This window comes from Trueperella sp. HMSC08B05, assembly GCF_001808405.1.
GTDB lineage: Bacteria > Actinomycetota > Actinomycetes > Actinomycetales > Actinomycetaceae > Trueperella > Trueperella bernardiae.
Genome location: NZ_KV793278.1, coordinates 73,779 through 88,515, shown reverse-complemented (window position 1 = coordinate 88,515; position 14,737 = coordinate 73,779). Strand labels below are relative to the sequence as shown.

Below are 14,737 nucleotides of genomic sequence, written 5' to 3'. Positions count from 1 at the left end.
CACCTGGACCTAAAAACCTAGAGCACTCCAACGGTTTCGGCCGCATCCGCCCATATATGCAGATGCGGCTCAGGTCGTCCCGCAGATTCTAAGCGCGAGGAGTGCCGCGGCAAAACTGGCCTCGGCCGCCCAGATTACCGGTGTCCATCCGGAGTCATCGGTCCGCGGCCACAGCTCCCGACACCGGGCCCAGATTATCGGTGTGGCCAGCTATTGCGCGTGTCTGTCTTCCCCATCGTGCGTAGAATGAAACACCTGACAGGAAAGGACTTGACATGCCTCAGCCCCACAGAATCATCCTCGACTGCGACCCCGGTCATGACGACGCCACCGCCATCCTCATGGCCGCCAAGCACCCGGCAATTGACCTCCTCGGCATCACCACGGTTCACGGCAACCAGACCCTGGCAAAAACCACACGCAACGCCCTCAACGTGGTGCAGTACCTCGGCCTGGACGTCAAGGTTTACCGCGGGTTGGAGCACCCGATGGTGATCCCGAACCGCCTGGTGGAGGAGCGCGTCCACGGCGACTCGGGCCTGGACGGCCCCGTCTTCGCCGAGCTGACCCGCGAGATCGAGGACAAGCACGCGGTCCAGTACATCATCGAAACTCTCCTCGCCTCTGACGGCGACATCACGCTCGTCCCCACCGGCCCGCTCACCAACATTGCGATGGCGATGCGCCTGGAGCCCAAGATCATCGGCAAGATCAAAGGCGTCGTGCTCATGGGCGGCAGCTACCAGCTGGGCAACGTCACCCCGGCCGCCGAGTTCAATATTTGGGCCGACGGCGAGGCTGCCCACGTCGTCTTCAACAGCGGCGTGAAGGTGACGATGATGGGCCTGGACATCACGCGCAAGGTACTCGTGCTGCCGCACGTGCTCGAGCGCATGGCCAAGCATGACAACCCGGCTGGCAAGCTGTTCACCGACATGATGGGCTTTTTCAACTTGTCGCAGAAGCGCACCTTCGGCTGGGAGGGCGCCCCGCTTCACGACCCGACGACGATCGCCTACCTCATCGACCCTTCGGTCATCACGGTTAAGCACATGCGCACCGACATTGACCTGGGAAGCGAGGCCTCCTACGGTCGCACGAACTGCGACATCTTCGGCATGTCGGAGAAGGAAAAGAACTCCGACGTGGCGGTGGACGTGGATGTGGAGAAGTTCTGGGACATCGTGGAGGAGTGCATCAAGCTCTACGGCTAGGCCGCGCTGTCACCCGGCGGCCCGCGCCGCCTTCGTCGCCTCCTCGACGACGCCGATCAGCTCATGGCCCATCGGGCGCAACCTGGCAGACAACGCTGCTCGGCACACGCAAAGTGTTTTCTCGTCACCTAAATCGGCGATTTGAGTGACGAACAAACACTTTTGGTGACGCGAAACCGAAGCCAGCCCGCCGGGGTGGCGGCAGGCCTGCCACCTGGGCGTTCAGTATGTGGGCGCACGTGGCACCGGGGCCTGATTCATGGCGAAATATACGTGTTCGCACAACACTGCACGAAAGTGAATCAATGAAGAAGCAATTGATCGCCGGGCTTGCGGTTCTTGCGCTGAGCCTCGGCTCTGTGCCCGCAATGGCCGCACCAGAACCACCGCCCGCACCACCCGCTCCGTCCACGACCGCCGAAAAGTCGGTAAAGACCGTGCCCGTCATCGTCACGCTCGACTCGGGCGCAGGCAAGGTTGACGCGACGGCGAAGGCGCTCGCGGCCAAGTACAACATGACGTTGCGCCGCCAGTTCAGCTACCTGGTCAACGGCTTCTCGGCCTACATCCCGGCAAGCGCGATCGCCGAGCTGGCGCGCGAAAAGGGCGTGGTCGCCGTCGACCGCATGCGGGTTTACTACCCGTCAATGGAGTCCGCCACCACGCTGACCCAGGTGGACACCGCGGCCGAAAACCACGGCGTGGACGGGGAGGGGCTGGTGGTCGCGATCGTCGACACCGGCATCGACATCGCCCATCAGGACATGCGTCTCGACGACGGGGTGGACACCAAGCTCGCCCCCGAGCCCGGGTTCACCGCGAAGGTGCCCTACGGTTACAACTTCGCCGACGGCAACACCGAGGTCAAGGACACCACCGCCTCCCAGCACGGCATGCACGTGGCCGGCATCGTGGCGGCCAACGGAGGCGAGGATGCCGACGTCGCCACGAACGGCCGGATCAACGGCGTGGCCCCGAACGCCCAGCTGCTCGCGATGAAGGTCTTCTCCAACGACCCGAACCGCACCGGTGCCGCGGCCGACGACATCATGGCCGCTGTCGAGGAATCCGTGCGCCGCGGTGCTGACGTCATCAATCTCTCGCTCGGCTACCCCAACGGTAACGAGGGCCAGTCGGTGGGCGAGCAGCGCGTGATCGCGAAGGCTCGCGCGGCCGGCGTCGAGGTCATCGTGGCCGCGGGCAACGAGGGCCAGAACGGCTCGCCCACGGGCGTGAACGACGACGCACTCGGACTCCTCGACGACGGCACGGTCGGCTCGCCCTCCACGGGCACGGGAGCCTGGTCGGTGGCGTCGGTCGAGAACGCCACCACGATCAACAGCCGGGGCGTGGCGAAGAACGACGCCGGCGAGTACGACTTCGCCCACCAGCTGCAGGCCGGCTCCACTGACGGCACGCCGATGGAGATCGTCGATGGCGGGCTGGGCAAGGTTGACGACGTGCTGGGCAAGGACTTTGCCGGGAAGTACGTGCTCATCCAGCGCGGTGAGATCCCGTTCAGTGACAAGTTCCTCAACGCCCAGGCGGCGGGCGCTGCCGGCGTCATCGTCTACAACCACGAAGAGGGCGGGGATGAGTTCGCGGGCATGGCCGGCCTGGAGAACGTGACAATCCCGGGTGCCTTCATCGGCCACACGGACGGTGTTAAGCTGCTCGAGATGATCGCCCAGGGCACCACCACCGTGTCGCTCACCAGCGAGGCGCTGATCCAGGCCAACCCGGCGGCGATGACCCCCTCCACGTTCACCTCGTGGGGCGCTGGCCCCGAGCTCGGCTTCAAGCCGGAGATCGCAGGGATCGGCGGCAACGTGTACTCCACGGTCAACGACAACCGTTACGAGACCCAGTCCGGCACGTCGATGGCCGCCCCGCACGTGGCCGGCGTCGCCGCGCTCATGATCCAGAAGGCCGAGGGGGACGGCACCGGGCGCTCGCGCGCAGAGGTTGTGCTGCGTAACCGCGTGGCCCTGTCGAACACCGCGCTCATCCTTGACCACGACGGCGTGCCCTACGCTCCGCGGCAGGTGGGCGCCGGCCTGGTCCAGGTGGACGATGCACTTGACACGCAGGTGTACGCCACCGTGGGCGGCGAGCCGGTGGTGGCGCTGAAGGAAGTCGATGGGTCGACGTCGTTCACGGTGACGCTGGAAAACGACGGCGACATCGATCGCGCGTTCACCGCGGGCGCCACGTGCGTGGTTAACGAGGACGAGGTGAGCAAGGAGTTCACCACCACCTACTGTTCGGACACGGACGCGATTGCGGCGTCGGGCACGGAGGTTATCGTGCCGGCCGGCGATAGTGCCGAGGTCACGTACACGCTGAGCGTCTCGGGCGAGGACCACTGGACGCAGGGCTGGGTCACCTTCGAATCGAAGGACGAGGACCAGCCGGACCTGTCGGTGCCCTACCTCGGCTTCGCGGGTGACTGGAACGCCGAGCCGATCATCGACAACCCCGCCTACGAGGGCTTCGATGCTCCGATCCTGTCGGACGGCGAGACCACCTTCACCCAGACCTCGCTCTACACCTTCATCAATGAGGGCCTCTACACGTTCGGCGACGGCGAGCAGTTCATTTCGCCCAACAACGACGGGCTGGCCGACGCCGTGTTTGCGAAGGTGGCGTTGCTGCGCAACGCCAAGCGCGTGGAGGTGTCGATCCTGGATGAGAGCGAGAAGGTGGTGCGTGAGATCGGCTCGCAGGACGAGCTGGTCCGCCCCACGCTGAAGGAGCAACTGGAATCGCCGGTCAACGCCGCGCAGACCGACTTCTCCGACATCCGCTTCGACGGCAAGGTCTATAACCCGCAGACCGTGGCCTTCGAGGACCTGCCCGACGGAAAGTACTTCTACCGCCTCTCGGCCCGCATGGGTGATGCGTGGGAGCCGCAGACGCTCGACATGCCCTTCGGCATCGACCGCGTGGCGCCCGAGCTGGAGATCCTGTCCACCGAGAAGAACGACGACGGCGACTACGTGGTTCGCGTCAAGGTCACCGACGACTTCTCCGGGATTAATGCGGTGCAGGGCCGCTTCACCTGGCCCTCGTCCGTGGTGATCAGCGCCGGCGAGCCCGAGGATGACGTCTACACGATGACGATCCCGGGCGGCCTGGCCGACTCGGTGGGCTACTTCGAGATCTACACCTCCGACCGTGCCATCAACGTGGTGCGCAAGACCGTGACGCTGGGGGACAAGCTCGTCATCGAGTCCGAGCCGACACTGGCCGACCTCGACTACATCAACAAGAACACCGAGTCCGATCAGACCGGCGAGCTCCTGGTGGAGGACGGCAAGCTGGTGCTCACCGGCCGCGCTGCCTCCGACGTGGTCAAGGTCCGCGCCGGCGACGCCGAGGTGGAAGTCCCGGAGTCGGGCCGCTTCGAGATCCGCCCCAGCGTGGTGCAGGGCGAGAACACGGTGACTGTCGAGGCGTTGAACGCCGACGGCGAGGTGGTGGCTACGAAGACCTTCACCTTCATCTGTGACACGGAGCCGCCCGTCGTGACGATCACCTCCCCGGCGAACCGGGACGAGATCGCGGCACAGGTGGAGGCCGGAGTCGTGAAGGTCGAGGGCACCGTGGCCGACAACCTCGGCGCAGTGACGGTGAGCATCGAAGGGGACGAGGTGGAGGTGGTCGACGGGCGCTTTACCGCCGACGTGCCCGTCAGCCCCGGGCGGCTCACCCTGTCCGTCCACGCGCGCGACGCCGCCGGGAACCTGGGCGTGGGCACGATCGTGCTCGCACCCGCCGACGCGTCCACCCCGCTCGCCCTCGAGGCGAACCTCGGCTTCAACCAGAACTTCAACGTGGTGACCGCCGACGACGACGCGCTGAGCGCCGGGGAAGACGGCGAGTACACCTACCTGTACGCCGGCAGGTTCAACCGGGTGCCGGGCTCGTTCCTGGTGAACGGCGAGCCGGTAGAGGTGGCCGAGGACGGCACGTTCGAAACCCCGGTTGCGTTGCGCGAGGGCATCACGGGCTTCAACGTACGTATCACGGATGTGGACGGCACGGTGCTGGTGGACAACAAGGTCAAGGTGCTACTTGACCTGACGGCCCCGAAGATCGAGATGAGCAAACCGGGGGTCAACCCTGACGGCGCGCTCTACCTGCGCGAGGCCGGCGAGGTCGAGTTCGCGGGCACGGTCTCCGATAACGCCTTCGGCTACGTGCTGTCCATCAACGGCGACCACGTGGACCAGTTCTTCACAATCGACGACCCGGGCGCAGCGGTCAACGCCCGCGACTTCGCCACGAAGGTGGCGGCCGCCGACGGCGACACCATCCTCGTGCTCCTCGAAGACCACCTGGGTAACGCGTTCGCACAGCTCATCCCCGTGGTGGTGGACGCTGTGGCGCCGGTGATTGAGGTGGATCTTGAGCCCGAGGCGAAGATGAAGGCCAGCGAGACCCGGACGGTCAATATCCGGGTCACCGACGATCACCTGTCGGACGCCACTGTGTACGTGGATGGCGAAGCCGTTGTGGCACGTCAGACCGTGGTGACGCCGGCGCCTGGCGCCGGGATCCTGCTCGACGAGGGTAAGGACCTGGTGGGTGGCCAGCCGAGTGCGGTGGCTCTGCGTGAGGCCGGAATTGAGGAAGCCGACGCCGATGGTGAGGCTGGTGAGGCTGGCGCCGTTGAGGGCGTGACCCTGTTGAGCTTCGAGGTCGGGCCCGACTTCGAGGTTGGCGAGCACGAAATCGTCGTGGACGCTACCGACAAGGCCGGCAACACGTCGGCGGCCGCGGTGCCGTTCGAAGTGGTCAAGGACCCGGACCCGGAACCGGACCCGGTTGATCCGACGCCCAACCCGGATGACACGTTCGTCCCGGGCATCGACGATAGCGACCTCACCGATCCCGATGCCAACGGTGGTCATACGTGGGTGCCGGGCCAGGTTGGCACGACTGACGGGCAGAAGCCGGGTACGCCTGGCGGGCAGGCTGGTCAGAAGGCGCCTGAGAAGGGATCGCTGTCCTACACGGGTGCAGCGGTGACGGGGGTGGCAACCCTGGCGGGAGCGTTGCTCCTGGTGGGTGCGCTCATCCGGCGCCGTGCTAACGCGTAACTAGCGCCTATCGGTTGGGGGCGGGCGGCGATGGCGCCCGCCCCCAACTGCATCCCGTGGCATTCAACTTGTTTCGCCACCACCACTCCGGTTTGCCGAAGCCTTGCGTTTCGGCACACGTAACCGGTTTCGACACACGCAAAGTGTTTTCCCGTCACCTAAATCGGCGATTTGAGTGACGAGAAAACACTTTGCGTGACGCGAAAACGAAGCCGGCATGCGGTGTGCCGGCCTGCCGGACCAGCCCGCCCAGACTGGCCGAGCCCGGCTAGAACTTGCGCAGCAGCACCTGGTGGCCGTGCGCCTCGAGCCCGGTGGGCTCGAAGCCCAAGCGCAGGTAGAGGCGGTGGGCGTGCTCGTTCGCGGGGTCCACGGACAGCGAGATCCCGGGAGCCCCGGCGCCCCGCGCAATTTCGGTGACGCCGTCGATGAGCCGAGACCCGATCCCGTACCCCGCATACCGGCGCTCAACCGCGATCGCCAGCTCCGGCACGCCTTCGGCCACGTGCCCAAACCCGTGGTAGTCGTCGGTGCCCCACATGAGCCACGACCCGCCAGCCGGAACGTTGCCCTTCCATGCGATGAGTCCGCCGAGCTCCGGCTTCCAGTTGCCCACGTAGTAGTCGTGCCACTGGTCGAAGTCATCGGGGAGGTCGCCGAGTTCGTCGCCGAAGGTTTCGGTGAGGAAGTTGAGCCGAGCGATGTAGGTGCGGTCGGATTCGGTGGTGGGCACAAGGCGCAGATCGGTGCGCGTAGACATCATGGTTATCCTTCCCGAACGAGGGTGGCGATGTCGGCGCCGAAGGCCTCGTCAAACTCGGCGCCGGTTTGCTTAAATCCGAGGCGCTCCCAAAACTCCATGGCCCCGCGGTTTGACACGGCCACCTCAGTGTACGCCGGCACGTCCGCGATCGCATACTCGAGGAGCGCCGTACCGTATCCGCGCCGCTTGACCTCCGGGCGCAGGTAGAGCCCGCCCACTCGCAGGGGTGCCGGATGGCCCGGCCCCATCGCTTCCACGAGGATGAAGCCAACGACGTCGTCGTCGTGCGTAGCGACCCAGGTGGTAGTGGGCCCGGGGTCGGCGAGGCACGCCATCCACACCCCGTCCATGGAGATGGTGTGGCGGGCGATGACGTCGTCGGGAAGGAGGCCGCGGTAGGTGTCCTCCCAGGAGGTGCGGTGGACGTCGGCGACCGCGGTGGCGTCGAGCGCGGTAGCTGGCCTAATGCGAATACTCATAGGTCTAACGTAGCACCGCTCACAATCCCCGTTGGTCATTCCACCTATCCTTGGTGTTATGAATTTGACGATCGAGACCCAGCTCGCCCACCGCTCCATCCGCGAATTCACCGGGGAGCCGATCCCCGAGGAGACGATGGAGGCCCTGTTTGAGGTCGCGATGCGTACCTCCACCTCGCGCGGCCTCCAGCACGCGGCGCTCATCCGGGTCAAGGACCAGGCTAAGCGTGAGGAGTTGGCCACGATCGGCAAGCAGCCCTACATCGCGCGGGCGCCGGAGCTGATCGTGGGGATCGTGGACGCGCGGCGTTCGGTGCGCATCCGCGAGGAGCAGGGGCTGGATCCGGCGCCGGCGGCGTCGCCGGTGGTGTTCCGCGAGGGTTTCACGGACGCGGTACTCATGATCCAGTCGATGTCCGTGGCGGCGGAAAGCCTGGGGCTGGGCGTGACTCACCTGGGCTCGGTCCTCAACGACTACGCCCGCCTCATCGAGGTTCTCGCCCTGCCGCGCTACACCTTCCCGGTGCTCGGCATGATGCTCGGCAAGCCGGCGCAAAACCCGCAGCTCAAGCCGCACATCCCCACGGGACTGCGCGTGATGACCGACGTCTACCGCGAGCCCGATTCGTGGATGGAGGCGCTGTCCGATTACGACGCCGACATGCACACCTACTACGACCTGCGCGACGTGAACCGGCGCGTGGATGCCTTCACCACCCAGGTGGCGCGCATCGGCATGCCAGGGCTGCAGGTGAACTTCTTCCGTTACGTGGAGGGGCAGGGATTCGACATGGGTCTGGAAAAGTAGGCCACAGCCAGGTTGGCCCTGTCGGCGGGTCTGTCCGGTCGGCGTCGGGAGACGTGCGGCTCCGGGCCTCCGCCATGCCCGCGGGGGCGCGGGAGGTTAGACTGGGGGGCATGTTCCATCCGTTGCAACAGCACATTGTTGAGACCACGGGCGTGCAGCCCCAGATTGACCCGGTGCGGGAGGTGGAGCGGCGCGTCCAGTTCCTGTGCGACTACTTGTTGGCTACGCACACGGCCGGCTTCGTGCTCGGGATTTCGGGTGGGGTAGATTCCACGCTCGCCGGGCGGCTGGCGCAGCTCGCGGCCGAGAAGCTGCGGGCCGAGGGGCACGAGGCGGCCTTTTACGCTGTGCGCCTGCCGTATGGCGTGCAGGCGGACGAGACTGATGCCGCCGCCGCGATGGCGTGGGTGGCCGCCGATCGCGAGGTGACGATCAACATCAAGGAGGCCACCGAGGGCATCGAGCGCGCGTACCGCGAGGCGATGGGCATGGAGATCACCGACTTCAACAAGGGCAACGTCAAGGCCCGCCAGCGTATGGTGGCCCAGTACGCAATCGCTGGCGACCTCGGGCTGCTCGTCATCGGCACCGACCAGGCAGCCGAGAACACCGTGGGCTTCTTTACCAAGTTCGGCGACGGCGGCGCGGACATCCTGCCACTCGCCGGGCTCAACAAGCGGCAGGTGCGGGCGCTGCTGCAGTACCTCGGCGCACCGGAACAGCTGTGGGCGAAAGTGCCCACCGCCGACCTGCTCGACGGCCGGCCGCTGCGCACCGACGAAGACGAGCTCGGCATGACCTACGAGGAGATCGACGACTACCTCGAAGGCAAGCAGATCTCCGACGGTGCGGCCGCCAACCTCGAGGGCAAATGGGTGCGCTCGCGGCACAAGCGCACCACGCCCGTGGGGCCGGAGGACACCTGGTGGCGATAGCCGGCCCGGGCGGCACCAGCGGCCGGCAGGACCGGGCGCGCTCAGGCCTCCCAGAGAGCCTGTATAGCGGCGGCAAGCGGGCGCAGGTTGTTGCTCTTGATCCGCTGGGTGTTCGCTGACGCGGTGATGCCCAGCCGCGTGGCGGTGTCCTGATTCGCCTCGCCGCGCAGCAGACCGAGCAGGCTATCGCAGACGCCTGGTTTGAGGCTGCTGAGGTGAGCGTCGATGAGGTGCAGGCCCGCGAGAAGCGGCGCCTTGATATCGGGAGAACCCGTCCGAACGCCGGCCCAGCCGGGGGAGGCCGCGAGGTTCTCGACGGCCTCAAGCCCTTCTCGTGCGTGCCACCAGGCGGAGCCATCCTGGATGCCGTCGCCGATGTCGACGATCTCGCCCACGCCGATCCCGAAACGAATGTCGGCGGCGTGTGCGAGCATGGAGAGGCGAAGGAGGTGTGTGGCGTGGATGGCCGAACCAAGTGTGGGGAAGTCTCCCTGGATTTCGTCGCCCACGGTCGGGGCGAGGTCGGCGGCCTCGGGTGGCAGGCTTGCCAAGCCTGCCATGAGCGCCTCATGTGTGTGGGCGCGGTGAGCGCGCGAGTTCACGAGGTCGCCGATCACGGCCACACGTGTAGGTTTATCCTTTATAGTTGCCATATGTAGATATTAACTTAATTCTGGATTGGGGGGAAGGTGCTATACCTCGGCGTCCTGATGTATGGCTTGTGTGCCATTGCGGCCATGTCCGGGAACGGACTGATCCGTGCCTTCATACGTCGGATCGATTCCAGTGATGTGCAGCCAGCTCGGATCGCGCTGCTCTCTGCTCAGCGCTCCCTTCCCGGCGGACGTTGGATCGGGATACTCGAGCGGCTCGCAACGTACGTTTGCCTGGTCGCGGGGTACCCGGGCGGCATCGCGGTCGTGCTCGCCGTCAAAGGCTTGGGCAGGTACCCCGAGCTTCGTAATGACAACAGTGCTCGCGTGGGGGAGCTGTTTATTATCGGAACCTTTGCTTCTATCCTCTGGGCTGTGGCGTGGGCTGGGATCGCCGTCGCTGGAGCGCATGCCGTGCGTCACCTCGGGGGCTGAGCCGGCGGCCGGGTGCGGCTTGAATGGTCCCAAACGGCTAGAATCGTAACGACCAAGAATTCGACATGTGAAAGGTTTGTTGTGGCAAATCTGTTGAGCGCGTCGCCGCTCATGACGGTCTTCCTTGTGGTGGCACTAGGTGGGGTGCTCGGCATTATCCCGTTTGGCAAGCTCCGCTTCGGGGCAGCTGCCGCTTTGTTCGTGGGGCTCTTCATCGGGAACATTGTGCCCGAGCTAGGCGCTCAGCTCGGCCTGCTGCAAAACCTGGGCTTGGCTCTCTTCGTTTACATGGTCGGTTTGTCCGCGGGCCAGACCTTTTTCGCCGACCTCGCCCGCCACTACAAGCTCATGCTCGGCACGGTGTTCGCGGTCATCGTGGGCGCGGTTGCCACGATCGGGCTCGCCCCGCTGTTCGGGCTGAGCTCGGAGCTATCCGTAGGCCTCTTCGCCGGCGCGCTGACGAGCACCCCGGCGCTGGCTGCCGCGAACGCGGCGCTCGGCTCGGCCGAGCCGGGCGTCGGCTACTCGCTGGGCTACCCGATGGGGGTATTTTTCGGGATTGTCATCGTGTCGATGGTCGTGTCACGCAAATGGCCGGGGGGAAACGACACCCCGTCGGTCGCGGGGCAGTCGATCGTGGCGAACACGGCCGTCATCGAACGCGGAATCTCGCTGCGGGCCGTGCCGGGTTACCTCGAGCAGGAGATCCTCGTGTCTTACTTCATGCGCAATGGCAAGACCCGCGTGATCAGCCCGGGCGAGGAGCTCGAGCCGGAGGACCAGATCGTGGTGGTGGGCCGGGAAAACGCGGTAAAGGCCGCGATCGAGGCGATCGGCCACGTGCTTCCCGAGCACCTCGCTGACGACCGTTCACGCGTCGACTTCCGCTCCTTCACCGTCTCGCACAAGGAGCTCGCCGGCTCCACGGTGGCCGAGCTCAACCTGCCCGGCCGCTTCGGCGCCGTCGTCACCCGCATCCTGCGCGGGGACGCCGAACTGCTGGCGGGTAGCCACGAGCGCCTCGAGATCGGCGACCGCGTGATGGTCGCCTTCCCGCGCCGAGAGTACGACGCGATCGAGGACTTCTTCGGCAACTCCGAGCGGACGGTCTCCACCGTCGACGCCGTCGGGCTCGGCCTGGGTATGGTGCTCGGCTTGCTGCTGGGCATGGTGGAGATCAGCCTGTCGAACGGCGGATCGTTCAGCCTGGGGGCGGCGGCCGGCCCACTTATCGTGGGCATGATCCTGGGCTACCTGCGCCGCACGGGCCCGCTCGTGTGGCAGCTGCCGGGCGCAGCGAACCAAACGATCCGGCAACTCGGCCTGCTTCTCTTCCTGGCGGCGGTCGGCATCGCCTCGGGCCCGGCCTTCGCACAGACGGCGTTCTCGGTGGCAGGCCTCAAGGCGCTGGCGATGGGAAGCGTGATCGCGATCGTCGTCCTGCTTGTAACCCTGGTGATGGGCCGGATCCTGGGAGTGAGCGCGCAGCGCACGGCCGGCGTCATGGCAGGGGTGCTCGGCCAGCCGGCGATCCTCGCGTTCGCCAGCTCGAAGGAGGCCGACGAGCGAATCGAGGCCGGTTACGCCTCCGTGTTCGCCCTGTCGATGATCGCGAAGATCCTACTGGTCCACGTCATTCTCGCGTTCTAAACTCGCGGCTCGCCGCCATTTTCTGTGGATAATGTGGTGCGTGTGAATGCTGAGATCATCTGAGAGTGAAAACGATGATGATTTTGTGGAAATACCCAGACAGAGTTGGTGTTTACCCCGGTATTTCGGCTAAATTGAACGCTAGCGGTTCAATCCGAGCCGAACTGTAGGAACAAACTGAGAGGTAGATCTATGTCCCTCAACCGCACGGAGCTTATTGCCAAGATTGCCGACGAGTCCGGCCTCACCAAGACCGACGCCGACAAGGCCATTTCCGCTCTCCAGACCGTCCTCGTTGATGCCCTCGCCGCTGGCGAGGCCGTGAAGATCACGGGCCTCATGTCCGTCGAGCGCACCGAGCGCGCTGCCCGCAAGGGCCGCAACCCGCGCACGGGCGAGGAGATCGAGATCCCCGCTGGCTACGGCGTGAAGATCTCCGCTGGCTCCACCCTGAAGAAGGCTGTTGCCAAGTAAGTCACTTAAGGAAAGGCGCCCCTCGCGAGGGGCGCTTTTTCATGCCCGCGGGCAACGTGGCATCTCCCACCCGGGCTTGGCACGAAATTGTCGGAGGGGAGCAATAGACTGGAGGCATGTCTACCGATCCTCATTCTGATCCCCAGGCCCCGGGCGGGCCGGGCCAGCCGGACGCGCCGTCGTTGGCGCCGGAGTCGACCACCGCAACGCTGGAGCGCACGCGCGAAGAGCGTGAACCGGGCGATGAGGATCGCTACGCCCATTACGTGCGTAAGGATCGCTACACGCAGTCGGCGATTGAGGGCGGGCCCGTGGTGGCGCTGTGTGGGAAGGTGTGGACTCCGGTGCGTAACCCGGATCGCTACCCGATTTGCCCCACGTGCAAGGCGATTTACAAGAACCTGGGTGGTGGCGGGGGAGAGTGGCCGTTTGGCCCGAACCCGCCCGGCGGAGACGGCAAGTGAGCGCCCGCTCACCGCACCCCCGCTCTGTTTCAGTATCGGCAGCCCAGAACCTTCCTCCTGTCTACCCGCAGCGTGCTGCGTGGGGAACGGCTGGGTCTTTGCGCGCTTGGCAGGCGGCGGCTCTCGACCAGTACTTGGCCACGCTCCCTCGGGATTTCCTCGCGGTGGCGACGCCGGGCGCGGGCAAGACCACCTTCGCGTTGAGGGTGGCCACCGAGCTCATGGCGCGCAGGGTCGTCACTGAAGTCATGGTGGTGTGTCCCACCGAGCACCTGAAGTATCAGTGGGCGGATGCTGCGGGGCGCGTGGGCCTGAAGCTCGACCCGGACTTTTCTAATTCCCAGGCCAACCTGGGCGCCTCCTTCAACGGCGCCTGTGTCACCTACGCGCAGGTAGCCCGGGCCCCGCTCTTTCACCGTCACCGCACGTCGGCCCGCTCTACGCTCGTCATCTTTGATGAGATCCACCACGGTGGTGACGCGTTGAGCTGGGGCGACGGTATCCGCGTGGCCTTCGAGCCCGCCAAGCAACGCCTCTCGCTCACCGGCACCCCGTTCCGTTCAGATTCGGCGGCGATCCCGTTCGTCACGTACGAGTCCGACGTCGATGGCGTGCCGCGCTCCCGCGCCGATTACACGTACGGATACGCCGAGGCGCTTGCCGATAACGTGGTACGCCCGGTCATGTTCCTCTCCTATACGGGCAGCATGCAGTGGCAGACGAAGCACGGGGAGGTAATGAGCGCCCAGCTGGGGGAGGCCATGACGAAGGACATGGAGGCCCAGGCGTGGAAGACGGCGCTCAACCCCTCGGGTGATTGGATCAAGGCGGTGTTCGGCGCCGCTGATGACCGGCTCACCGTGGTCCGCCAGGGCATGCCCGACGCCGGTGGCCTGGTGATCGCCACCGACCACAAGACCGCCCGTGCCTACGCCGATATCCTCGCCCAGATCACTGGCGAGGAACCCACGGTGGTGCTCTCCGACGACGACCGCGCATCCGACCGCATCGCCGAATTCTCCGCCGGCACGCAGCGGTGGATGGTAGCGGTGCGCATGGTGTCGGAGGGCGTGGACGTGCCGCGCCTCGCGGTGGGTGTGTATGCCACCTCCACCTCCACGCCCCTGTTCTTCGCCCAGGTGATCGGCCGCTTTGTGCGCTCGCGGTCGCGCGGGGAGACTGCGTCAGTGTTCCTGCCGTCGGTCCCGCACCTGCTGGGTCTGGCGGGCGAGCTGGAAAAGCAGCGTGATCACGCGCTCTACGTCGCATCGGACGATCCGGAGGATCTGCTCGAGGCGGCCAATCGCGCCGAAAAGGCCTCCGACGAGCTGGCGGGCGTGGGGTACGCAGCCCTCTCGGCGGACGCCACGTTTGACCGGGTGGTTTTCGACGGGGACGACTTCGGCTCGTGGGCCGCGGTCGGCTCGGATGAGGAGGCGGACTTCCTCGGCATCCCCGGCCTGCTCGAGCCGGACCAGGTGGCCACCCTCTTGCGTGAGCGCCAGGCGGAACAGAAGAAGGGTGCGGGCGCCACGGAGGCCCGCAGCACTGTTATAGATTCGCGGCGCCGGCGCGAGGCCCGCAAGCAACTGTCCAGCCTGGTGGCGGCCTATGCGGCGAAGACTCAGCGCCCGCACGCGCTCATCCACACTGACCTGCGCCGGGCGTGCGGGGGACCGGAGGTGGCACGCGCCTCGCTAGATGAGGTGGAGGCCAGGATCTTGAAGATCCAACAGTGGTTCGTCGGCAGGAAATAG

Annotated in this window: 12 protein-coding genes; 9 read left to right on the top strand and 3 right to left on the bottom strand. The window is 65.9% G+C overall.

Annotated elements, in window-relative coordinates:
- Nucleotides 1-275 precede the first annotated feature (275 nt).
- Both HMPREF3167_RS09165 and HMPREF3167_RS09160 read left to right on the top strand, forming a co-directional pair.
- A complete protein-coding gene (locus HMPREF3167_RS09165) occupies nt 276-1,214 on the top strand; it encodes a nucleoside hydrolase (protein ID WP_070446545.1) in 939 nt (312 codons plus the stop codon).
- A 305-nt stretch (nt 1,215-1,519) separates the two neighbouring features.
- Entirely contained in the window at nt 1,520-6,319 is a 4,800-nt protein-coding gene (locus tag HMPREF3167_RS09160; protein ID WP_070446543.1) for a S8 family serine peptidase, read from the top strand.
- Nucleotides 6,320-6,587: 268 nt separating this feature from the next.
- Here the strand turns inward: HMPREF3167_RS09160 and HMPREF3167_RS09155 are convergent, their stop codons facing one another.
- Nucleotides 6,588-7,082, bottom strand: coding sequence for a GNAT family N-acetyltransferase (locus HMPREF3167_RS09155; RefSeq protein ID WP_244899265.1), 495 nt, complete (start codon nt 7,080-7,082; stop codon nt 6,588-6,590).
- 2 nt (nt 7,083-7,084) lie between these two features.
- Nucleotides 7,085-7,561 (bottom strand): GNAT family N-acetyltransferase, encoded by a 477-nt coding sequence (locus HMPREF3167_RS09150; RefSeq protein WP_070446542.1) that lies wholly within the window; start codon nt 7,559-7,561, stop codon nt 7,085-7,087.
- A gap of 58 nt (nt 7,562-7,619) precedes the next feature.
- Here HMPREF3167_RS09150 and HMPREF3167_RS09145 point away from each other — a divergent pair, with 58 nt between their 5' ends.
- Nucleotides 7,620-8,369 carry a nitroreductase family protein gene (locus HMPREF3167_RS09145; RefSeq protein WP_070446539.1) on the top strand — a complete coding sequence of 250 codons (750 nt, stop codon included), beginning with the start codon at nt 7,620-7,622 and terminating at the stop codon, nt 8,367-8,369.
- A 110-nt stretch (nt 8,370-8,479) separates the two neighbouring features.
- Nucleotides 8,480-9,304, top strand: coding sequence for an ammonia-dependent NAD(+) synthetase (gene nadE / locus HMPREF3167_RS09140; RefSeq protein WP_062614244.1), 825 nt, complete (start codon nt 8,480-8,482; stop codon nt 9,302-9,304).
- 41 nt (nt 9,305-9,345) lie between these two features.
- Here the strand turns inward: nadE and HMPREF3167_RS09135 are convergent, their stop codons facing one another.
- On the bottom strand, nt 9,346-9,957 hold the full coding sequence (locus HMPREF3167_RS09135) for a SatD family protein (protein WP_070446537.1): 612 nt from the start codon (nt 9,955-9,957) through the stop codon (nt 9,346-9,348).
- An 84-nt stretch (nt 9,958-10,041) separates the two neighbouring features.
- Here HMPREF3167_RS09135 and HMPREF3167_RS09130 point away from each other — a divergent pair, with 84 nt between their 5' ends.
- The 5 genes from HMPREF3167_RS09130 (at nt 10,042) to HMPREF3167_RS09110 (ending at nt 14,737) form a co-directional block, all read left to right on the top strand.
- Nucleotides 10,042-10,392 carry a hypothetical protein gene (locus HMPREF3167_RS09130; RefSeq protein ID WP_210382991.1) on the top strand — a complete coding sequence of 117 codons (351 nt, stop codon included), beginning with the start codon at nt 10,042-10,044 and terminating at the stop codon, nt 10,390-10,392.
- A gap of 111 nt (nt 10,393-10,503) precedes the next feature.
- Complete coding sequence (locus HMPREF3167_RS09125; RefSeq protein ID WP_062614252.1) at nt 10,504-12,042, top strand: aspartate:alanine exchanger family transporter; 1,539 nt, start codon at nt 10,504-10,506, stop codon at nt 12,040-12,042.
- A 192-nt stretch (nt 12,043-12,234) separates the two neighbouring features.
- On the top strand, nt 12,235-12,516 hold the full coding sequence (locus HMPREF3167_RS09120; protein ID WP_062614242.1) for an HU family DNA-binding protein: 282 nt from the start codon (nt 12,235-12,237) through the stop codon (nt 12,514-12,516).
- A gap of 116 nt (nt 12,517-12,632) precedes the next feature.
- Nucleotides 12,633-12,980 carry a DUF3039 domain-containing protein gene (locus HMPREF3167_RS09115; protein ID WP_062614241.1) on the top strand — a complete coding sequence of 116 codons (348 nt, stop codon included), beginning with the start codon at nt 12,633-12,635 and terminating at the stop codon, nt 12,978-12,980.
- Entirely contained in the window at nt 12,977-14,737 is a 1,761-nt protein-coding gene (locus HMPREF3167_RS09110) for a DEAD/DEAH box helicase (protein WP_068539414.1), read from the top strand. The genes HMPREF3167_RS09115 and HMPREF3167_RS09110 overlap by 4 nt, the downstream gene beginning before the upstream one ends.

What these genes read in the sequence shown, in the direction of transcription:
- HMPREF3167_RS09165 (WP_070446545.1), top strand. Translation starts at nt 276, where the DNA reads ATGCCTCAGCCCCACAGAATCATCCTCGACTGCGACCCCGGTCATGAC.
- HMPREF3167_RS09160 (WP_070446543.1), top strand. Translation starts at nt 1,520, where the DNA reads ATGAAGAAGCAATTGATCGCCGGGCTTGCGGTTCTTGCGCTGAGCCTC.
- HMPREF3167_RS09155 (WP_244899265.1), bottom strand. Translation starts at nt 7,082, where the DNA reads ATGATGTCTACGCGCACCGATCTGCGCCTTGTGCCCACCACCGAATCC.
- HMPREF3167_RS09150 (WP_070446542.1), bottom strand. Translation starts at nt 7,561, where the DNA reads ATGAGTATTCGCATTAGGCCAGCTACCGCGCTCGACGCCACCGCGGTC.
- HMPREF3167_RS09145 (WP_070446539.1), top strand. Translation starts at nt 7,620, where the DNA reads ATGAATTTGACGATCGAGACCCAGCTCGCCCACCGCTCCATCCGCGAA.
- nadE (WP_062614244.1), top strand. Translation starts at nt 8,480, where the DNA reads ATGTTCCATCCGTTGCAACAGCACATTGTTGAGACCACGGGCGTGCAG.
- HMPREF3167_RS09135 (WP_070446537.1), bottom strand. Translation starts at nt 9,957, where the DNA reads ATGGCAACTATAAAGGATAAACCTACACGTGTGGCCGTGATCGGCGAC.
- HMPREF3167_RS09130 (WP_210382991.1), top strand. Translation starts at nt 10,042, where the DNA reads ATGTCCGGGAACGGACTGATCCGTGCCTTCATACGTCGGATCGATTCC.
- HMPREF3167_RS09125 (WP_062614252.1), top strand. Translation starts at nt 10,504, where the DNA reads ATGACGGTCTTCCTTGTGGTGGCACTAGGTGGGGTGCTCGGCATTATC.
- HMPREF3167_RS09120 (WP_062614242.1), top strand. Translation starts at nt 12,235, where the DNA reads ATGTCCCTCAACCGCACGGAGCTTATTGCCAAGATTGCCGACGAGTCC.
- HMPREF3167_RS09115 (WP_062614241.1), top strand. Translation starts at nt 12,633, where the DNA reads ATGTCTACCGATCCTCATTCTGATCCCCAGGCCCCGGGCGGGCCGGGC.